Source organism: Paenibacillus pini JCM 16418, assembly GCF_000576305.1.
Lineage (GTDB): Bacteria > Bacillota > Bacilli > Paenibacillales > Paenibacillaceae > Paenibacillus_AQ > Paenibacillus_AQ pini.
This window is the reverse complement of the sequence record NZ_BAVZ01000002.1, coordinates 411,866-432,082: the sequence shown is the minus strand read 5'-3', so window position 1 is coordinate 432,082 and position 20,217 is coordinate 411,866. Positions and strand designations below refer to the sequence as shown.

16 protein-coding genes are annotated in these 20,217 nt (G+C 42.7%); 5 read left to right on the top strand and 11 right to left on the bottom strand.

Going from position 1 to position 20,217, the window contains the following annotated elements; genetic code table 11:
- Window positions 1-3: 3 nt before the first annotated feature.
- The 3 genes from JCM16418_RS05315 to JCM16418_RS05305 form a co-directional block, all read right to left on the bottom strand.
- On the bottom strand, window positions 4-1,875 hold the full coding sequence (locus tag JCM16418_RS05315) for a helicase-associated domain-containing protein (RefSeq protein WP_036646824.1): 1,872 nt from the start codon (window positions 1,873-1,875) through the stop codon (window positions 4-6).
- Window positions 1,872-3,566 (bottom strand): DNA repair helicase XPB, encoded by a 1,695-nt coding sequence (locus tag JCM16418_RS05310; protein ID WP_036646823.1) that lies wholly within the window; start codon window positions 3,564-3,566, stop codon window positions 1,872-1,874. The genes JCM16418_RS05315 and JCM16418_RS05310 overlap by 4 nt, the downstream gene beginning before the upstream one ends.
- A 175-nt stretch (window positions 3,567-3,741) precedes the next feature.
- Window positions 3,742-4,917, bottom strand: a complete 1,176-nt coding sequence (locus tag JCM16418_RS05305; RefSeq protein WP_036646821.1) for an amidohydrolase — start codon at window positions 4,915-4,917, stop codon at window positions 3,742-3,744.
- Window positions 4,918-5,138: 221 nt separating this feature from the next.
- Between JCM16418_RS05305 and JCM16418_RS05300 the strand changes: the two genes are divergently transcribed.
- Complete coding sequence (locus JCM16418_RS05300) at window positions 5,139-5,486, top strand: YugN family protein (RefSeq protein ID WP_036646820.1); 348 nt, start codon at window positions 5,139-5,141, stop codon at window positions 5,484-5,486.
- Window positions 5,487-5,498: 12 nt separating this feature from the next.
- The gene (ftsW, locus tag JCM16418_RS05295; protein WP_036646819.1) at window positions 5,499-6,722 is read left to right on the top strand and encodes a putative lipid II flippase FtsW; all 1,224 of its coding nucleotides are present in this window, start codon (window positions 5,499-5,501) and stop codon (window positions 6,720-6,722) included.
- Window positions 6,723-6,756: 34 nt separating this feature from the next.
- Here ftsW and JCM16418_RS05290 read toward each other — a convergent pair whose 3' ends face one another.
- Window positions 6,757-7,143, bottom strand: coding sequence for an Asp23/Gls24 family envelope stress response protein (locus JCM16418_RS05290; RefSeq protein WP_036646817.1), 387 nt, complete (start codon window positions 7,141-7,143; stop codon window positions 6,757-6,759).
- A gap of 148 nt (window positions 7,144-7,291) precedes the next feature.
- On the opposite strand from JCM16418_RS05290, the gene cax reads away from it, so the two are divergent.
- Window positions 7,292-8,362 (top strand): calcium/proton exchanger, encoded by a 1,071-nt coding sequence (gene cax / locus JCM16418_RS05285; RefSeq protein ID WP_036646816.1) that lies wholly within the window; start codon window positions 7,292-7,294, stop codon window positions 8,360-8,362.
- Between the two features lie 81 nt (window positions 8,363-8,443).
- On the opposite strand, the gene JCM16418_RS05280 is transcribed toward cax, so the two are convergent.
- From JCM16418_RS05280 to JCM16418_RS05255, 7 genes are all read right to left on the bottom strand, one after another.
- On the bottom strand, window positions 8,444-8,731 hold the full coding sequence (locus JCM16418_RS05280) for an Fpa/YlaN family protein (RefSeq protein ID WP_036646815.1): 288 nt from the start codon (window positions 8,729-8,731) through the stop codon (window positions 8,444-8,446).
- Window positions 8,732-8,863: 132 nt separating this feature from the next.
- Window positions 8,864-9,109, bottom strand: coding sequence for an HPr family phosphocarrier protein (locus JCM16418_RS05275; RefSeq protein ID WP_036646814.1), 246 nt, complete (start codon window positions 9,107-9,109; stop codon window positions 8,864-8,866).
- A gap of 115 nt (window positions 9,110-9,224) precedes the next feature.
- Window positions 9,225-10,340, bottom strand: coding sequence for an aminopeptidase (locus JCM16418_RS05270; RefSeq protein ID WP_036646813.1), 1,116 nt, complete (start codon window positions 10,338-10,340; stop codon window positions 9,225-9,227).
- Between the two features lie 119 nt (window positions 10,341-10,459).
- Window positions 10,460-11,287, bottom strand: a complete 828-nt coding sequence (locus tag JCM16418_RS05265) for a hypothetical protein (protein WP_036646812.1) — start codon at window positions 11,285-11,287, stop codon at window positions 10,460-10,462.
- A 112-nt stretch (window positions 11,288-11,399) separates the two neighbouring features.
- Window positions 11,400-11,747: a hypothetical protein gene (locus tag JCM16418_RS23560; RefSeq protein ID WP_158442407.1), complete on the bottom strand. Its 348-nt coding sequence runs from the start codon at window positions 11,745-11,747 to the stop codon at window positions 11,400-11,402.
- A 62-nt stretch (window positions 11,748-11,809) separates the two neighbouring features.
- Window positions 11,810-13,336: an FUSC family protein gene (locus tag JCM16418_RS05260; protein ID WP_052020059.1), complete on the bottom strand. Its 1,527-nt coding sequence runs from the start codon at window positions 13,334-13,336 to the stop codon at window positions 11,810-11,812.
- Window positions 13,337-13,475: 139 nt separating this feature from the next.
- The gene (locus tag JCM16418_RS05255) at window positions 13,476-15,479 is read right to left on the bottom strand and encodes a sensor domain-containing diguanylate cyclase (protein WP_036646811.1); all 2,004 of its coding nucleotides are present in this window, start codon (window positions 15,477-15,479) and stop codon (window positions 13,476-13,478) included.
- Window positions 15,480-15,958: 479 nt separating this feature from the next.
- On the opposite strand from JCM16418_RS05255, the gene rpsD reads away from it, so the two are divergent.
- Together rpsD and JCM16418_RS05245 are read left to right on the top strand one after the other, a co-directional pair.
- Window positions 15,959-16,561, top strand: a complete 603-nt coding sequence (gene rpsD / locus JCM16418_RS05250) for a 30S ribosomal protein S4 (protein WP_036646809.1) — start codon at window positions 15,959-15,961, stop codon at window positions 16,559-16,561.
- 503 nt (window positions 16,562-17,064) lie between these two features.
- Window positions 17,065-20,193: a penicillin-binding protein 1A gene (locus JCM16418_RS05245; RefSeq protein ID WP_036646808.1), complete on the top strand. Its 3,129-nt coding sequence runs from the start codon at window positions 17,065-17,067 to the stop codon at window positions 20,191-20,193.
- Window positions 20,194-20,217 lie beyond the last annotated feature (24 nt).

Sequence of the window (20,217 nt, the reverse complement as noted above, 5' to 3'; positions counted from 1 at the left end):
TAATCATACCATCTCAGGTAGAAGTAGCTTCATTTCGTCCCAATCATCCGTTGTCATCCTTCTGACAGACCGTATTTCACCCTTCTCCCCTGAGAGTAGATCCCCCTCTACCTCCCATGGATTGCTAAGGATTTTTCGAGGAATAAATTCTGCGCTGCCCCCTTGCAAATGTAGCAATACTTTGGTTTCCCAAGCATATGCCTGCTCTATAATGGTCTGAGCTGTTGACGTGTGGTAGCTACGCAAAGAATTGTACCAAATCGCTGGAATTTGCGAAATTCCCGGAAAGAGTGACTGCGATTCAGCAATTTCGTTATCTTTTTCAAAATAATGCATATTTCTTCCACTGTAAACCAAACCCTGTGTCGTCGTTTGTGTGCAATCAACATGCTCTAAGCAGCCTGTAGACATTGAACTTTGATTCGGTATTGTACCTATCAAAGGATAGTTTATAATATCATGCGCTGGTCCTCCTATTTGCTTCATTGCAGTAAGTCCCAGCGAATCCAATGCCTTACGTATCTGAGGTATTCCTTCGTGCTTAACAATAAAATGCCTTGGGCCGATCTGCTCGATATGCTCCACCAAAAGAGGATGTGCTGCAATACGATGTCCTTCTTCCTCCGTATCGCAGCTTAGCAAGGTCACTTCATCTATACGAGTACGCCCAATTTCACGGTTCCATTGCTCAAGAGTGATGTCAATATGATCAGGCACACCACTTATAGATTCTGTTACTAGAAATTCCCGTAGCGCGCTTATGCTTAGCCCCTTCTCGACTCCCTCTGTTACACTGTTCTTCGTCAATCGATACACGGACATACGATCACTTTGACGAACCTCAGTAAAGCATAGAAGCTGCCAGCGGTTAAGATAAGAGACGTTGGGAGGTACAATAATATCAAAATCGGGTTGTACATAGAATTTCTCTGTAGCACTCGGAATATCTTTGCAAGGATTTGGGTCCAGCATATCACTCGGAGTTACATTCCATTTGAAAGCTAATCTTTCGTTATTCAGCTGTCCTGAATCTCCCCAACCGAAACCGGAAAGAATACGCAGCCATGCTGTCGCATAATTTTCAATCTCTGCCAAAGAGTAGCTACTCGTTAAGCCCTCATCGCGCATCCACTCTATTAATGAGGTTATATCAAACCATTTGTCTTGCTGAACCGCAGGCTGACACATGAAATATCGAAAGTGCTGCATTACAGGATTATTTTGACTATATCGCTCAATTACCTTTTGAAACAGTACCTTATTCATTTCTTCCACCGTTGAAGTCAGCCATGCATACAACCGCTCTTCATTAATCATTATAGCTTGAGGTTCTTGAAAGATGAGACCTAGACAAAGCAACAGATCCAGTATAACTGCCGTATGGAGAGGATAAATTTCGGGATGGGCATACTGTAATTGGAGTCCTTCCAAATCTTCTGACTGTAAATGAGATAACTCTGACAGCTTTTGCATGATTCTTTTGTGTAATGTCCCTTTGGATGTCAATGCCAACCCCTGATGAGCCGCATAGGCAAGTACATGAAGCAAATCCAGCGTAATTCCAGGCTTGGATTCATGGAAGACATGGATCATTTCAGCATCCAATAGAACTGGAGTATACGGGTAGAACTGTGTCTGAATATCAGCGAAACGTTGCGGGGATGGGATAAAATATATCCGTTCACCCCAAGCCTTTTTAACCGCCTCAATATATCCCTTCCTCCGCAATGAAAGGAATGCCAGATGTAATTGGGCCCCGCTTAATGTCTCCGATTGAATATCTGCTCGATGTTCCTCGTCAAATGGCTGTCCCGCATAGCGTTCTAGGATCAGCTTCATCAACAGGTGTTCATGCTTTTCTAATAAAATATTCATTGCGAGGCTACCCCCTCTTCAGGGTTTCTGTACTCAGCCATCCGTACCTCATATTCATAGCCCTGTTCAATAAGAAACAACTGTCTACGTACCGCAAAAGCCTCTTCCTTACTGTCCCTAGTAACCAAAGTATAGAAATAAGCACGATTATCCCCGGCTTTAGGACGCAATATTCTTCCCAAACGCTGGGCCTCCTCTTGCCTAGAGCCGAAACTTCCGGAAATCTCTATAGCTACCGAGGCATCTGGTAAATCTACCGCGAAATTCGCGACCTTGGATACCACAAGGATTGGAGTCTTTCCTTTCTTGAACGAATCATATAGAACGTTCCGCTCCTGCTCGGGCATACGTCCCGAAATTAGCGGAGCCTTGACTGCCGCTGAGACCTGCTTAAGTTGGTCTAGATATTGGCCAATAATAAGAATGCTAGAACCGCGATGTTTATCAAGCAGATCCAGAATCACTTTAATTTTATTCGGATTCTCCGCTGCGATACGGAACTGCTGCTTACCTTCGGCGTATAAATAATGCTCACGCAAAGTGATCGACATAGGCACACGTATTTCCGTACAATTTACGCTCGCGATCCATCCCTTGCTCTCCAGCTGTTTCCAAGGCATGTCATAACGTTTGGGGCCGATCAGTGAAAATACGTCCTGCTCGCATCCATCCTCACGTACTAAAGTAGCTGTGAGTCCGAGACGCCTAGTAGCCTGAATTTCTGCTGTAGCTCTAAACACAGGAGCTGGTAGTAAATGTACCTCGTCATATATGATAAGTCCCCAGTTACGCTCGTTAAATAACCGCATATGTTCAAAAGTACCCTCTTTAGAGCGACGATGAGTCAAAATCTGGTAAGTTGCCACAGTAACAGGCTTGACCTCTTTTTTCTGACCCGTGTATTCTCCAACTTCCTTGTGAGTGAGCGTTGTTTTTTGAATAAGCTCTTGAATCCACTGTCTGACCGAAGTCGTATTTGATGTAAGGATGAGACACTCGCACTGCTGCTGCTCGAGCACCGCCATCCCTATGACCGTCTTACCTGATCCGCAAGGCAGCACTAGTACTCCACTACCTCCGATTCCTTCTACTCCTTCAAATGCGGCTGTCGCTTCCTGCTGATAATCCCTTAATCGGAAGGGACCCGACTGTTCATTCCAACCTAATTGTAATGCCTGCCCCTCATGATATCCCGCTAAATCAAGCACCGGATACCCAAGTCTCGTCAATTCCTGTTTAAGATTACCTCGGCGCAGGGAAGGGTATTCTGCATTATAATTAGAAGTACGAGTAAATTCGATTGAATTAACTGCATCTTTCTGCAAAATCTCATCCAAAAGCTGACTATCCGAGCTGCATAATTGAAGCTTCTCGTCACATCCTGCTACGGTAGTGATTTGCAGTTTACCATATCTTCCTATGAGCTGCCGGACATCCTGTAATACACTGTTTGGAACCTCCCAACGGGAAATCGATTCCAGACTCTTCACGATTTGTTCAGCATCCCACCCCATAGCGGCTGCATTCCACAGTGACAATGACGTAATTCGGTATGTATGAAAAGCAGAAGGACTTTTAACTAACTCTGCCCATTGGGACAGTTGCTCCCGCGCCTCTTCAAAAGCCGGATGTCCACATTCCAAAAGTACAGTGCGATCCCGCTGCACAATACATGGCTTACTCTCGTTCATCAGCTTGCCCTCCTCATTTAACAATATATCCAAGCAAACAACTACACAGCATATAAAAAAGTTCATCCCTAATTAGAGATGAACTGGTTTTGCGTGATCAGTCATGTAACATCATTCAGGTTGTAGTCATAGGTTTACCAAAATCCGAATATATCATTCGAATGCTCAAACTTACTTAATCCCAACCTTGATATGATTGCGTCATCGTCACAAGAAGTTTGGCTGCATACAGCATAGCTGACTCATCGAAATTGAATTTAGCATGATGATGAGGATAAACCGCATCTATTGCTTCATTCCCCGCGCCAACGAACATAAAGCAGCCCGGTATCTCCTTGAGATAAAAAGCAAAATCCTCAGCAGGCATTAATTTAGGACAAGCGGTAACATTCTCCGAACCAAATACTTTCGGTGCTTCTTGAAAAAAACGCTCTGCTTCTCCCTCATCGTTAACAACTGGTGGATAGCCCATAACATACTTCAATTCCGCTTCAGCACCGTATGCTTGAGCCGTTAGATTCGTTAGCGTTTCCAGACGATTACGGATTAAGTGGCGCGTCTCATCATCAAAGGTTCTCACCGTACCTGTGATCCGAGTAGACTCTGCAATCACATTCTGCGCCGTGCCACCTTGGAATGTGCCTACGGTAACGACCGCAGGTTGCAGCGGATCTACAGAACGATTCACGATCGTCTGCAACTGCATCACAAGCGCTGAACCGACAACAATGCTATCAACGGTCACATGAGGAATTCCTCCATGCCCACCCTTTCCGATAATATCTACAAAGAATTCATCGGCTGCAGCCATTAATGGCCCTCCGGCACTTGCTGCAGTACCCACAGGGAATGGAGTCCACAGATGTAAACCATATATCACATCAACTTGGTCTAAAACACCAGCAGCAATCATCCCTTGCGCCCCACCAGGCGCTATTTCCTCAGCCGGCTGGAATATGAAGCGGATTTCGCCTTCAATCTCTTGACGGCGAGCACTAAAATATGTAGCTACAGCAAGCAAAATGGAAGTATGACCATCATGTCCACATGCATGCATCACTCCGGGTACTTCTGAAGAATACTCACATTTCTTCTCATCCTGAATAGGTAATGCATCCATATCTGCGCGCAATGCAACGGTTCTACCTGGCTTGGACCCTTTCAGAATTCCAAGAACGCCATAACCTCCACCCACCCGAGTAGTTACTTCAATTCCCATAGCTTGCAGCTGTTCCGCAACAAATTGGGAGGTTTTCTGTTCATGATACGAAAGTTCAGGATGCCGGTGTAGGAAACGTCTCCATTCCACCATCTGAGGCTGAAGTTCATCCAAAATCGATTCTTCTCTCATACACTTTCCATCCTCTCTCCCAAGGGTTCTAGTTCGATATATATTGTTAACCTTTAAATAGGTATAGAAATTGTACCGTATGGGTACCTTCTTCCTATTGTAGCAGAAAGCACCCTGATCGGAAATCGCTTAAGCGGCGTCAAAGCTTGCACAAGTGCCTGAAACATAATAATATGAGAAAAGAACTTTACAGGGTGTGAAATAAGGAGGATGTCATAACAATGATTTTTGAAAACTCAGGCTTAGACGGATTAAAATGTGATTTGGCATATATGGACGAGGTTGCTGATAAAGTAGGCTTCGTGCGCTGGCAATGGGAATACTATCGTGCTACATATGAATACAAAATTGAGGACAAGAACACTAAATCCGAATATTATGTGCGTATTAACACACGTGCGGTAGAGGGCAAGCTTGAAAAACCCGATACAATCCTTGTCATTGAAGCCGTTTATATCGGAAAAGCAACTTTCCCTCACGGACTAGAATATGATAGCCCTATTCCTTCTGCTATTCTTGGAATTGGTAACAAAAAAATTGAGCAATTCAAATCAACACTGAATTCTTAAGCGGGCCTTGTTATGAGAGAAAATAAACCCCAACCCAAGAGAGGTACGCCGGATTTTCAGTTGCTCATCCTCACCTTGCTGTTGGTAGGTTTCGGACTGGTTATGGTATTCAGTTCCAGTTCAAGCTTTGCCTTAAGCAGTAAACATCACGATGCTATGTATTTTACTAAAAAGCAATTTATATGGGCTGCTTTGGGTACCTTCGTGATGTTCGTCGCGATGAATATTCATTACACCAAATATAAAAAGCTTTTTGTACCCATGTTTATGGTCACGATTGTTTTACTTATACTCGTTGTTATTATCGGAAGAGCTAGCAACGGGGCTACGAGCTGGTTTAATTTAGGTAAACTCGGTATACAGCCAACGGAACTGGCCAAAATATCCACGATTCTTTATCTAGCTGCCTTAATTGTGAAGAAAGGTGAGCGATTTAGAGACTTTAGGACAGGCTATATTCCTGTTATGCTAATTGTGGGCTTTGTTGCCGGCCTAATCATGATGCAGCCCGATCTCGGTTCTTGTCTTATTCTCGTGGCAACATGTGCACTCATCATTTATGCTGGCGGCGCGAGTGTAAAGCATATGTTTGGTTCCGCTGCCCTGCTCATTCTAGGAATTAGTATTATTCTAGGAGCCAATGCACTAATCAAATCCATGGTCCATAGTGGAGATAGTGCAGCTGAATCGAGTTATCGAATGGACCGGATTACAGCATTTTTGGATCCAGAAGCGGATGCTGAAGGTATTGGTTATAATTTAATCCAATCCTTAACCGCTATTGGCGAAGGTGGTGTAACTGGCTCAGGCTTCGGGAATAGTATTCAAAAATTAGGTTTCTTACGAAACTCGCATACGGACTTTATTTTCTCCGTAATCGGTGAAGAATTTGGATTTATAGGTACAGCACTATTCCTACTCGTCTATATTTATTTCATATGGAGGGGCATTCTTGTAGCGTTGAGGTGTCCAGATCCTTACGGGACACTCGTAGGTATAGGCATCATGGGATTGATAGCGATACAAGCCTTTATCAATATTGGAGGCGTTTCACAGACCATTCCACTAACGGGTGTTACACTACCATTCATTAGCTATGGAGGATCGTCATTGCTTGTCATGATGCTCTGTATGGGTATTATGCTCAGCATCTCACGCGTAAGTATTCATACACCCGTCAAAGAAGAATATACGAAATCAGTAACCATCAAAAAAGACTACCGGAAAACCGTGTAGTCTTTTTTTCTACTCTTATCATTTAGGTTATGATTTATTTGGTGCGTACAGAAACATCTTCGATTTCATCATCTTTAAAGGCGACGCCTTCTACCTTTACATTAACTTCAACCACATGAAGCCCTGTCATGCTTTCTACAGCTTCTCTTACATTTTGTTGGAGCATGCGAGAAACCTCGTGAATCGGAGTTTCATACAGCACGATGATTCTAAGATCGATGGCCGCTTCAAGCTGACCAACTTCTACTGTTACCCCTTTTTGCACGTTCTTACCGCTCAGACGCTTGGCCCATCCTTCAGATAATCCCCCAGACATTGCAGCAATGCCAGGTGTCTCAAGTGCCGCCATACCAGCAATTTTGGAGACTACATCATCCGAGATTCGTATCGTTCCATTGTCCAACTGAAGTTGTTCTGTCATGACCATCCTCCTTCATCTCATTATTCGTTATTGTAAATCCTAAAGGCCTCAAAAAGCAAATATGAGTGCTTCATTTTGTTTACACTCCTATGTGTATTGGGTATATTGAATAAGAATCTTAACTTACATAATGTAGAGGGTGATTATATTGAAAAAAAAGATATCTGCTTCACTGCTAATCGTCACCTTCATCTTAAGTGCTGTGAGTCACTTTGCAGGCTGGGATCCGACGGTGCAATTTGCTTTATCAGCCATTTCCGTCATATTTGTAGCCGGTTTCCTGGGCAAAGCAACCGAAAGTGTCTCCCACTATGCAGGGCAGCGTCTTGGTGGCTTCCTGAACGCCACATTCGGAAATGCGGCAGAACTAATTATTGCCTTCTTCCTTGTTAAAGAAGGATTGTTCGACATGGTCAAAGCAAGTTTGACAGGCTCCATTATTGGTAACTTACTTCTCGTTCTAGGTCTGAGTATATTTGCTGGGGGGTTGAAATTCAAAGTTCAGAACTTCAATGTATCACTTGCTGGAATGAATGGATCACTAATGATTGTAGCCGTAATCGCTTTATTTATTCCTGCTGTATTCCTTAACACCCATTCGATCACACCTACGGACACCAAGCTGCTCAGTTTGGTCGTGGCCGGAATACTCATTGTGGCCTATATCGCATGGCTTATCTTCTCCATGATTACCCATAAGAAGTATCTCGCTGATGTCACGGTCGACTCGGCAGAGGAGCTTCCGAATGAACATGCGCCTGAGTGGTCTAAGGGTAAATCTATTATGTATCTAATCTTAGCTACTGTCATGGTCGCGTTCGTGAGTGAATGGCTCGTAGGTACGCTAGAAGTATTCACTACACGCTTTGGACTGAGTGAGCTATTTGTGGGTGCCTTCCTCGTTGCAATCATCGGTAACGCCGCAGAGCATAGCGCAGCCATTATGCTCGCAATGAAGAACAAAATCGGCGCTTCTGTTGAAATTGCAGTTGGTAGTAGTTTACAAATCGCATTATTTGTAGCTCCCGTACTCGTTTTTGTTAGTTATTTCAATGGCAACACGATGGATATCGTATTCAGTACTATTGAATTAGTCGCGATAAGTGTTGCTGTCTTTATAGCCAAATCCATCACCCAGGATGGATCGACTAACTGGTATGAAGGATTGCTGTTACTGGTGGTCTACATTATTCTAGGTGTATCCTTCTTCCTAGTGTGATCCGCATCAAAAAAAAGCATGTATTCCATAGGAATACATGCTTTTCTATATATAACGATATTTATCCAAAGTGTGTGTTCATTACTCTTTATTATTCATAGCCTCGTAGAGTATGGCTAAATTCCGTTCAAGTTGGCTTACAAGCTGTCTCCCTGTAATTTCAGGTAAAAGTCCAGCTCGGACTGCAAAATCAACTTCTCTGGAAAATCCGTACATCTGGGTGTCCAGCACTTCCTCATAGAGAGGGCAATAACGGGTTGCCAAGTTCTCCATTTGAACTTCGATAAGTTTTTGTATTTTATCTGCATCTTCATTAAGAAGATTAATTGCTTTTATATTCAACTGTTCCTGTAAATCAGATGAAGTCATGTATCTTCCCCCCTATGTCCAAAAGTCACACCCTTGTTCTCTAATCTTAATATTAGACGATATCGCAAACCAATACAAGAACTTGAAGAAAAAAGCGCCCTTGCTGTTTCCAGCAAGGCGCTTTTATCATTCTTATTCACCTACAACATTAATGTTCAAGCCGTGTTTAGCAAAAACAGCGGCCATTGCTTCTTTAGCCTCTTCAGCATCAGGTCCATGAACGTGAAGTTCATATCCCTTGCTACTGACAAGCGTCGTAAACAAGCCTAAGATACTCTTCACATCAATATACTTGTTGTCTGCTTGAAGAACGATTGAAGATGAAAACTTACCTGCTGTTTGTGCAATTTCAACTACAGCTGCGTTGTTACTGGACATATTATCCCTCCGTAACTATTAGTATCATGTCTATAATGTTTTACCACTATAATGATACATTGAATCCGCTTTCTCACGCAAGGTATTTCTATCCAAAAGTAAACACTGTTTTAGTTTATTTCAAGTTTTCCGGATTCAGACCAAGCAATTCAGGAATCACAAAAATACCATCTTTACGAATGAGTACATCGTCGAAATAAATTTCTCCACCGCCATAGTCCTCCCGTTGGATTAGCACAATATCCCAGTGGATCGAAGAACGGTTACCGTTATCTGTATCCTCATATGCTTGACCCGGCGTAAAATGAATACTTCCGGCAATCTTCTCATCAAATAAAATATCTTTCATTGGATGAAGAATATGCGGATTGAATCCGATGGCAAATTCACCAATGTAGCGAGCGCCTTCGTCCGAATCCAGAATATTATTTAGGCGCTCTGTTTCATTACTAGTCGCTTCTACAATTTTACCATCTTTGAAAGTAAATTTGATGTTCTCAAACGTAATACCATTGTACACGGTACTGGAATTGTAACTGATTGTACCATTTACAGAATCACGAATAGGAGCACTGTAGACTTCGCCATCTGGAATATTCTTCTCTCCAGCACATTTCTCCGCGCCGATGCCCTTAATAGAGAAGCTCAGGTCTGTACCTGGTGAGACAAGACGAACCTTATCGGTTTTTCTCATCAATTCAGCAAGTGGATCTTGTGCTTTATCCATTTTGGCATAATCAAGGTTGCACACATCAAAGTAGAAGTCTTCAAAAGCTTCTGTGCTCTTATTAGCAAGCTGCGCCATACTTGCATTTGGATAACGAAGGACTACCCATTTCGTATGATTAACCCGCTGACCGCTATGTACCGGGTGATTATAAATGGAATTAAACATCTTAATTTTATCGTCTGGAACATCTGACAAATCATTAACGTTCTCACCAGCACGAATCCCAATATAACAATTCATTTGTTTCATACGATTAAGATCGATGTCAGCCCATGTTTGCAACATTTCTTCTGTCGCATCCATTAACATTGTACGCTGAACATCTTTATCTGTAATTTGTACAAATGGGTTTCCTCCAGCCTTGGAAACCTCTGCAACTACAGCTTTAAGCAAATCACGTTCGCTACCAATCATTTCAACAAGTACGTTTTCACCTGGTTGAACATTTACAGAATAGCCGACTAGATTCTCAGCTAATTTTTGAATTCTAGGATCACGCATACATCTTATCCCCCTAAGCCTTATCTGAGTAGTTTTTGAACAAAGGTTAATTCATTCAATTTCTATTGTAGCACGGTCAATCTTACAAGTCAGCATCACACGCATAAGAGAAACAAGCATTATGGACTAAATAATACATCATTAATAAGTGTCTCTTGTTCTTGTTGACCCTTAGCATTCGTATAACGAGTGTAAGTTTTTGAAGACAGCCGTTTGGGGAATCCAGATTTACGATTTATCGTTAAATGATACGTAGTTTTGACGTTCGCCTGCTTCAGCATCTGCTCCAGTTGATCGTTTCCTTGCTTCCATACTTTTTCCAGCTTTTCTTTATTCTTCGGTGTACCCCCTTTCGCCATAACTTGCTCTTCTCTTAGAACAGCCATCTCCTGTTTGAGTTGCTTTGATAGCCAAGTATGAGCTGCGGCTGGTGTAAGCTCAATTTTTAAAACCTTGGTGCCCCTAGCCGCAGCTGTTTCCTCCGTTATTTCTTTTGGGAGTTCATGTATAGCCTCGAGTTGTTCTAGGGGATTAAATCTGGATAAGGATGCTTGAGTACGGGCTTTACCATCTTCATTGATATGCATCCAGTCCCCTTTTTGCCTAAGTAAGTGAACCTCATTAACTTCCTTACCTTCCATTTCTAATACATCTTTCCCATGATGTGCTGCTATTTTAGGAACAACGTTCGTCATCGTAAGTTTGTCATGCTGCGTTAGTTTACCTTCGTATATCATATTTTGCACAAACCGATCCTGCTCGTTACGACGCAATCCCTCTTCACCTCGAAAGGTAAATTCATCTTTACCTGCTAACCCGGCAAGCGTCTGCTTAAACCATTCTTCCGGCGTCTTTCCTGATTCGAACAGACCACAGCCTCCTAGCCCTAGGCAAAAGCTCAGACATACTGTACAGAGAATAGTAAATTTTAAATTATTTTTCATCATATCGATACGCCTCTTTATCATTGGACTTTTGCTGTTAGGCTGTCCGATGATCCAAGAGATCATACAGCAATGTAGACAATATAATTCCAATTTATGGCATTTTTAGCGTCCCCTAATGTTGGGAGTTAAGCACGATACTATTCTCCAGCGTATTTTGAAGTGACCATAACTCTTGGCTGACCTTAGGAAGCAGTATAAGACTGGGGATATCATACACAAGAACATTCCGTTGCTGATCAGCGCTTTGTGCCATTTTCTCAAAAATCAGAAGTACCTTACTCAGTTCCTGATCCGTTAATTCCGGCCGGTTTGCGACTTTAGTGTAAGAATATAGCAAGTATCCGAATTGATCTATCGCCCAAATGACCGGTAGCCATCGTTCCAAATCTTCTTCATTTCTTGGAATTTCCCCCATTGCCGTTTGATAAACCGTTGTAAGGTTAGATAGGTTCGTCTTCATGGCATGTTGTTCTTGGCTGTCGCTGAGCGCTATTCCCTTTGGCTGTGCAGTGAACAGGATGGCTAACAACTCGGATTGACTACGAAGGTTCGCCCCATTAGATAGGGAACCCGGCTAGAGGCAGACCTCCTTCCGATTAAGAGAACACCCATCAGACCAATGACACTCCCAACGATGACGTCCATGATCCGCGTTCCCGCAAAATAAGCCACATTATGAATATGCGTATTCGTCTCCGCCATAAGGAGCGCATTGGGGGTTACGAACAGAAGAGCAATCGCATAATTTCGAACGATAAATAACTCAGCAAAGAACGTAAATAGCATAATAGCAATAGAAACAATAAACCCTTCGGGCCTCGTCCACAGAATGGCACTTGCTACCAGAATGCCTATAATCGTACCTAGTGATCTCTGTATGGCTCGGTGGAAAGTGGCAATGACTGTAGAACCCAGCATGACTGCTGCGCAGGATAGCGGAACCCAATACGAACGATTTAAATTAAAAGCATGAGCGGTCAGCGCTGCAATAGTTAGAATGATGCCGAATCGAACGGATAGAAGGAACACGACCGAGTTCTTATCCATAGCACCCATAAAAATATTCTTTACAGAGACGCTTGTCACGCTTCTATCATCCACCGATATTCGGTCTGATGATTGAAGAACCCCCTCAATCTGCTTCACCAAGTGCAGTAAATTCTGCTGTTCTTGATGAAGGACTGCCCCCTTAAGATCAAGGCCTTGATATTTACTATGGGGTGTTATTGATTTGGCTACATGACCAACAACTTGAGCCAGTTCAGGGTTTAAAGGGCCTTCTCCACGCAAGACCCATTTATCGGTTTCCTGAAAAATATCATGAGCTAGTGTGAATAATTGCAGTAACCAACGAGACCTCTTATTTTCTTTCGTTGAAAATCCTTTTGCTGCAAAGGCTTCCTCTGCGGCATACATCGAAATAAGTATGTTATGTCGTGACTTGCTGTAATTATCGCTTCCCGCTGTTTTAAGAAGGTCTGCTAAATCTTTGTACAATTGACGTACCGTCTGAATTTCAGGACCATGTGGGTTAACTAGCCATCCCAACATGGCAATGCTCCAAGCAAGCATACCTCCTAAGAATACGAGTGTCCCCTCGATCAGAACTTGAGAAGGACTTATCGTCTTACCCGAGGCTAATGCGAAGTTTAAGACAAAGAATAATGCTGCTGGGCCTTTAAATTGGAGTGCACCAAATATGAATGTTGCTACGGCACCAATCATCCCAAGAACAAATGCTGACAACACAGGGTAAGCTGCAAGCAGCGAACCTAATACGAACGAGAAGCTCATGCCTAGTGCCGTGTAGAACAGCTTTCTTGCTCTTAAGGCATAAGGTTCATTGCCAACGTACAGATATGTAAATGCACCTATTCCCGCTAATAACCCATATGGTAAATTTCCCATCAAGTACCCAATTAATGAAGGCAGCCCGAGACATAAGCCCGCACTAATGGCTCTATTCCAAGGCAAAGCAGTCTTCTTAATCTCTAAGGCTTGCTTTAGTAATATCACAAAAAAAGATGATTTTTTTCCCTGTCTGCCCATGATGATTCCTTCCTTTCTGCCCTGCCATTACTCTATTATCATTTGTGTCCAACTTTTACTTAAACTATGACTTGTACAGCGTTCTATCCCATTACTTGACAAAGATCCTCCTGGTGCAATAAAAAAAGAGTACCTGATATCAGGCACTCCCTCGGTCGTTCCGGTCTTCCATCTGAATTTGATTACGACCACTATTCTTAGCACGATACAATGCCATATCCGCTCTGTAAAAGAGGCTGTCTACACTGACCTTCTCATCCATCCAATTCCACTCGGCAATGCCACTAGATACCGTAACACACGGATTCGTTTCCGTCGCTACGCGTGTACGTATTACTTCAGCAACCTTCATTGCTTGATGCAGACCCAGCTGCGGTAAATATACTGCCAATTCTTCGCCGCCCCATCTCGCTGGAGTATCCAGCTGACGAATGGATGTCTTCACAATTTCGCTGACCTTCTTCAAGATCTTATCGCCTTTTTGGTGCCCGTACGTGTCATTCACCTGTTTGAACTGGTCAATATCGACAACAATCAGCGATCCACAGAAATCAGTCCCTTGATACTCTTGAATCTTCTCGTCTAAATAATGACGTGCGTAGAGATCGGTAAGCATGTCCCTGTTGGCCATCCGTCCTAACTCAGCATGCAGCAGAGCATTACTAATCGAGAGCCCAATATGGCTAGCAAGCGTTTGCAGGAGCCTATAATTATCATATGAGAAAAAATGTGGACTGCAGTTCGTTAGCAGGATTGCCCCCATTATTTTCCCATTCACAATTAACGGAGTTGCAATGAGAGACTGGGATTCGGTTACTTCCATTAACTTCGACGAAACCTTCGCACTAAGATGATAATCAGACAGAATAATAGGTTCCTTTTTGCCATAAACCAGTCCACCAAAACCATAATCAATATCAAATACATCTTTAGAAATGGAAAGAACGTTGCTCGATACTACTTCAAGCCCATCTCTGTCTTCGTTATATTGCAAAATGCAGCAGTAATCTGCTTTAAAAATATTTAATAATTCCTGATTAGCAAGTTGATAAATATCAGCTAGCTGCAAACTTTGATTTAACCGCTGAGTTAGTTCATTGATCAACCTTAATTCATGAATCAATATGTTCGATTGCTCGTATAGTTTAGCATTTTCAAAAGCGTTCCCAGCCGTATCAACCATCATCGTAATGAGCTGCAAATCCAGATCTTCACGAAGTTCTTTGCTCAATAGGAGATGAAATACACCATATACCCCTTGCTTACCTCCAAGAGGTATCGCGATCTCCACACCATTATCTAAGCCATCTTTAGCGCTGTAATCCTGAATAATAAGTTTGCCATCCATAAACGCTCTTACAGACACATCCTCACCCCAAGGATGAAAAAGCAGCGGCTTGACGCGTGGATTGTTGCTCTGATGATCCTGAGACATAAATAATTGAAGTGTGATGGTGGGATAGAGAACAGAAATGCTATCTAACACTTCCGTCAGAACGGTATCCACATCAATTTGATCATGCATCCGCTGCATAATTTGAAATAGAATTGAACGTCTGCTCGATTCTCGCTCCGCATTCTTCTGTACTTTCATTACATCAGACACAAATATGTATTCAAACCTTCGATAAAGACAAGAACGATAATGGAGCGTTGTAGCTTCCATTGCATCCTGGAACGTATCACCTGATTGGTCTGGCTGAAGAATTGAAATAAAGATGGCCAACATCGTATGCTGACTCCTTGAAAAGATAGGAACGGCGCAAAAACGTCCTGCATGTTCAATGTTGTCTGCCAACGTTGATAACCCTTCATAGACTGATGTTTCAGATGTGATACATCTTTGCACCAGTTCAAAGTAAGTTTCTTCTAGTTGAGTATGTATGGCTTCATCGCCTGCAACCCACGTCCCCTCGTGGTTTACAACAGCCCAGTGCGAGTTCCTCCGGATTGAAAGAGATTCGGTCATCTCGCTCCAATCCTCAAATGATTCTAAGAGCACCTGTTGAATGTATGGCAGGTCAAATGGTGAAATATCCATTTCTTGAAGCCAAACTGAAGTAGATTCATACGGAAACGCAAAATCCATGTTCATTCTAAATAAACTTTCATGCTTGGAAAAATCTTGTTGTTGATCTGACATAAACAGGCGCTCCTTTACACCGTTTTAAAGGTGTCTTTCACGGCACCATATAATCCGGAAGATGATAAAACTAGCAAAGTAAAGCAGTCCGATTCCCATCAGCTATATTCATATATAGTACATTAATCTTATTCTACTCTCTTCTTACCAATTTTGCATCAAAATTTCAGTTTATTGTCCTATTTTTTTGGGTCCAAAGCCCTAGCGACAAAATTAGACTTTTCTCGTTAAATATAAGGACTTGACTTGAGCATAGGTTTTCATTTAAAATTTATTGTTGAACAAGACTGTAACTTCAGTCTTAAATTAGGGCGTAACTGTTGTGTCACCCTCACGTACTTTGTTGCTGACTGGACAGCGGCTGAACTTTTCTGTCAGTTGTGCGCTGAGCCCTTCGAAACGGCCCGCACAGTAAACAAAATACGGCGCAAATAGCCCTGCCGAAATATGATATGAAAATTAAAGGAGTCTACTATAACATGGCACGTTACACAGGTCCGAAATTTAAATTAAGCCGCCGTCTGGGTATTTCCCTTAGCGGTACTGGTAAAGAATTGAAAAAACGCCCTTTCCCACCGGGACAACATGGCGCTAACCAACGCAGAAAAATGAGTAACTACGGTATGCAACTTCAAGAGAAACAAAAACTGCGTCATATGTATGGTATGGGTGAGAAACAATTCCGCACCCTCTTCAACAGAGCTCAAAAAATGCAAGGTATTGCTGGTGAGAACTTCATGTTCCTGCTAGAGTGCCGTTTGGACAACCTTGTGTACCGTCTGGGATTCTCGAATTCCCGCGCTGGAGCACGTCAATTGGTATCCCACGGACACATTACTGTTAACGGTAAAAAAGTAAACATTGCTTCCTACATGGTAAGCATTGGTGACGTTATCAGTCTTCGTGAAAGAAGCCGCGGTCTTTCTTCCATCAAGGAAGCTTTGGAAAACCGTACGCATCTTGTTGGATACTTGGAATACAACGAAGCTGCATTGGAAGGTAAGTTCATTCGTCTTCCTGAACGCGCTGAATTGTCCCAAGATATCGATGAGAAGCAAATCGTCGAATTCTACAACCGTTAAGATTAGCTCTCAATTAAAGAACGTTTCATCCTTTTATGGATGGAACGTTTTTTTATATCCCTCCCATATTCTTGCTATTTTCGAATGCAAAAAAAACTCCTCATCCCAAGGGACGAGAAGGAGACTCCTGTTACCACCCTAATTAAAGTGGCTAGGTACAATCCCATAGCCAACTTTCCATTCATTCCTATAACGGGCTTTACATCCGGTACCAGACTAATTGCGGCACTACAACTCACCATTTTCCTCTAGAAGGGCTCGAATGGTATTCGAATAGGGTTGTTTACCGGTTCACACCACCCACCGATTCTCTAAAAAAACAATCTTCACCTGTTCTACTGAAGTCTATCTAAGCCTTTAAAGTTATGTACTTTTGCATTTTAATACCATAATTCATTTTAAAAAGTCAATATTCGATGGAATTATCGGCGCCCCCAGCATAAAGCATTCAAAATCCACTTTTTATGCTATAATAGTTCCGTTAAAAGGAGGATCGCACAGGCATGGCTGATGAAAACAAAAAAATATCTGATAAGCAAATGAAGCCCAAAAGATCCTATGGACGCTTGGCTGGGATCATAGTACTGTGGCTATTTGCCGTCATTATGATGGGAGGCCTCTTTGCAGGGGGCGCCGCTTTCGGTTATGTATCCTCGATCGTAAAGGATGAACCGGTACGCTCTAGATCTCTCATCGATCAAAAAATGAGTGAAAATCTCATCACAAGTTTTGCATATTTTCGCGATAATTCGCCCATCGGGCAACTCCGCACCGAGGAAGACAGACGTCCTGTGGAATACAAACAAATTCCGCCCATTGTCATCGATGCGATTGTTTCCATAGAAGATAACAATTTTTTCAATCATAACGGTGTGGATATGAATGGTACACTTCGTGCTGTTAAGCAAAGGTTCCTCAAAGAATCAATACAAACAGGAGGAAGTACGCTCACCCAACAGTTGGCTAGACGCGTATTTCTAAATTTAGACCGTACTGAAGATCGTAAAATCAAAGAGATCTTGCTATCTATGAGACTGGAACGCTTTTTAACCAAAGAAGAAATTCTCACAGCATATCTTAATAAAGTTCCCTTCGGTAACGGATCGAGCGGTTATAACTTGTACGGAATTAAAGCAGCTGCAAAAGGTATTTTCAACATTAATGATCTTAATACAATTAACATCGCAGAAGCCGCTTACCTAGCCGGCCTCCCTCAGCTCCCATCCAAATACTCGGCATATAACGGTAAAGGTCAATTTAACAGCGTTGCCTTCAAACGTGCGATAGACCGACAACATTTGGTGCTCCGGCGTATGCTTGAGGAGAATAAAATTACACAGGCGCAATATAAAGAAGCCCTTGCTTTTGATATTCGAAAGAATCTGGCTCCTCACATGGATAAAGCTTACGCTACCTTCCCTTATTTAATGATGGAAACCGAGCGTCAGGCTACCGAAGTCATCATGAGTCTTAATGAAAAAGCCGCTGGAACGAGCAAACCCAAATCAAGTAAAGATGATAACGAATTATATGAAGCCGCTCAACAGCAGCTAACCACTGGTGGATATCGTGTTTACACCACCATTGACAGAAAAGTATACAGCCTAATGCACAAAATATCTGAGAACAAAGAGAATTTTTCACCAGATAGTAAGACAAAGGGTATGGAACAAACAGCCGCAATTATGCTGGATAATAAGAATGGCGCTATTCTAGGTATGATTGAAGGCCGTGACTTTTACAAGGAACAAATGAATTACGCTACACAAATGAAACGTCAACCGGGTTCGACCATGAAACCCATTGCCGCCTATCTGCCTGCTATCGAATCAGGAGCAGTTCAACCCGCTAGTGTTCTGGATGATGCACCTATTATTCTGAAAGATGGACAAAAAGGTTACCACATTCCTAAGAACTCTACTTCCGGATACAGTGGACTTGTAACTGCGCGTACCGCTCTCAACAAGTCAATTAACACTGTAGCATTAAAAATATTTAACAATACAATTGGGATTGATAATGCATGGGCATTTGCTAAGAAGCTAGGAATCACCACTATTCAGAAGGATGATTACTCAGCCACCACTGGGGTGTTGGGTGGACTAACTATTGGAGTAACGGTTGAAGAGCTAACTAATGCATATAGCGCTATAGCTAATCAAGGTACATTTAATGACTCTTATATGATTGAGAAAATTGTGGATTCCAAAGGTAATATTGTGTACCAACATGAAATGAAGCCTGTGCAGGCATTTTCTAAACAGACTGCTTACCTGATGACAGATATGCTGCGCACCGTCATTACTGAAGGCACGGGTGACATTGTACGTAAAAATTATAAAAGCTTCAGCAAAGTCCCAATCGTCGGTAAAACGGGGACGACCCAGAACTATGGGGATGTATGGTTTGAAGGATATTCTCCTGACGTGACTCTGGGAGTCTGGGTGGGTTATAAACTGTCTGAGAATACCTTAACCACCAAAGTTGCCAAAAAGCGTGCACAATCCATTTGGACCTTAGTCATGAACGAAGCAACAACAAATGCTCCGGAACTTTTTACAACACCAAAGTTTGATAGACCTGATGGACTTGTGACGAAGACAGTATCTGCTTACAGTGGTAAGCTTCCTACCGCTCTCACCGACAAATTTGTAACCGATCTGTTTAATAGTAAATTTGTACCTCGTGAGAGTGATGACGGCATAGCTAAAGCTAAGTATATTACGTATAATGGGGCCAATTACATCCCAAGAGATGAAACCCCGGATGATATGCTTAAAGAAAAAGTTGTTATTAAACGTGAGAAACCGATATCAGATCTAATTAAGGAGCTACAAGCCGCGTTTACAAAAATGAAGGGCGGTCATGAGTCACTAGCTTCCTATCTTCCTCGGGATGCAACGGGAGATATGCCTACAGAGATTGATCCTCGTCATGACGATGGTAGTACTCCATCTGCTCCTAGCAATGTGAGATATTCCCTTGTCAACGGTAGAGCCATTATCACCTTCAACCCATCAGGGCAATCTGATGTCGTAGGTTATCGTCTTTACCGCGCACGTAATGGAAATTCGTTTCAGAATCAAGGCGTGGTTGTGCGTGCTGGAGAATCCACGAGATTTACCAGCACTGGAGATGCAGAGACAATGTTCTACGTTACAGCTGTAGATGTTGTCGGCAAGGAATCTGTACCAAGTGCTTCTGTAGGAGGTCAAAATAGCGGTAGCATCGTAATTCCTGAAGATCCTGGTATTCCTATGACGCCTGGTACCGATCCCACTATGCCTGGAGAGACTCCAGTCCAGCCTGGTACCGGTTCAGAAACGGAAACAGATATTCCAGAGCAAGGAGTTGTTAACGTCCCTACAGCGCCCACACAGCTCCGTTCATCAACAGTAGAGCATGGGATCCAGTTTAAGTGGGCTTCAGCTAGCAATTCTGACATGGTAACTGGATATAATATCTACTATAGCGATGCCCAGAATGGCTCATTTACGAGCCTCGGATCAAGTAAAGACTCTTCTTTCTTGTATGTGACTTCAAGCCCAATGAAGGGCTGGTTTGAAGTAATCGCTATAAACAGTGCTGGAGAGTCTGCGCCTTCAGCACCCGTATTTTTCGAGAAAAAGTAACTACCTTTATCAAGTCAAGCCTAC

Excerpts from the sequence above, each read along its gene's own strand:
- JCM16418_RS05310 (WP_036646823.1), bottom strand. The coding sequence starts at position 3,566 with ATGAACGAGAGTAAGCCATGTATTGTGCAGCGGGATCGCACTGTACTT.
- JCM16418_RS05275 (WP_036646814.1), bottom strand. The coding sequence starts at position 9,109 with ATGTCCAGTAACAACGCAGCTGTAGTTGAAATTGCACAAACAGCAGGT.
- JCM16418_RS05255 (WP_036646811.1), bottom strand. The coding sequence starts at position 15,479 with ATGTCAGATCAACAACAAGATTTTTCCAAGCATGAAAGTTTATTTAGA.
- JCM16418_RS05265 (WP_036646812.1), bottom strand. The coding sequence starts at position 11,287 with ATGATGAAAAATAATTTAAAATTTACTATTCTCTGTACAGTATGTCTG.
- JCM16418_RS05260 (WP_052020059.1), bottom strand. The coding sequence starts at position 13,336 with ATGGGCAGACAGGGAAAAAAATCATCTTTTTTTGTGATATTACTAAAG.
- JCM16418_RS05280 (WP_036646815.1), bottom strand. The coding sequence starts at position 8,731 with ATGACTTCATCTGATTTACAGGAACAGTTGAATATAAAAGCAATTAAT.
- JCM16418_RS05305 (WP_036646821.1), bottom strand. The coding sequence starts at position 4,917 with ATGAGAGAAGAATCGATTTTGGATGAACTTCAGCCTCAGATGGTGGAA.
- JCM16418_RS23560 (WP_158442407.1), bottom strand. The coding sequence starts at position 11,747 with ATGAAGACGAACCTATCTAACCTTACAACGGTTTATCAAACGGCAATG.
- JCM16418_RS05315 (WP_036646824.1), bottom strand. The coding sequence starts at position 1,875 with ATGAATATTTTATTAGAAAAGCATGAACACCTGTTGATGAAGCTGATC.
- ftsW (WP_036646819.1), top strand. The coding sequence starts at position 5,499 with ATGAGAGAAAATAAACCCCAACCCAAGAGAGGTACGCCGGATTTTCAG.
- rpsD (WP_036646809.1), top strand. The coding sequence starts at position 15,959 with ATGGCACGTTACACAGGTCCGAAATTTAAATTAAGCCGCCGTCTGGGT.
- JCM16418_RS05290 (WP_036646817.1), bottom strand. The coding sequence starts at position 7,143 with ATGACAGAACAACTTCAGTTGGACAATGGAACGATACGAATCTCGGAT.
- JCM16418_RS05300 (WP_036646820.1), top strand. The coding sequence starts at position 5,139 with ATGATTTTTGAAAACTCAGGCTTAGACGGATTAAAATGTGATTTGGCA.
- JCM16418_RS05245 (WP_036646808.1), top strand. The coding sequence starts at position 17,065 with ATGGCTGATGAAAACAAAAAAATATCTGATAAGCAAATGAAGCCCAAA.
- JCM16418_RS05270 (WP_036646813.1), bottom strand. The coding sequence starts at position 10,340 with ATGCGTGATCCTAGAATTCAAAAATTAGCTGAGAATCTAGTCGGCTAT.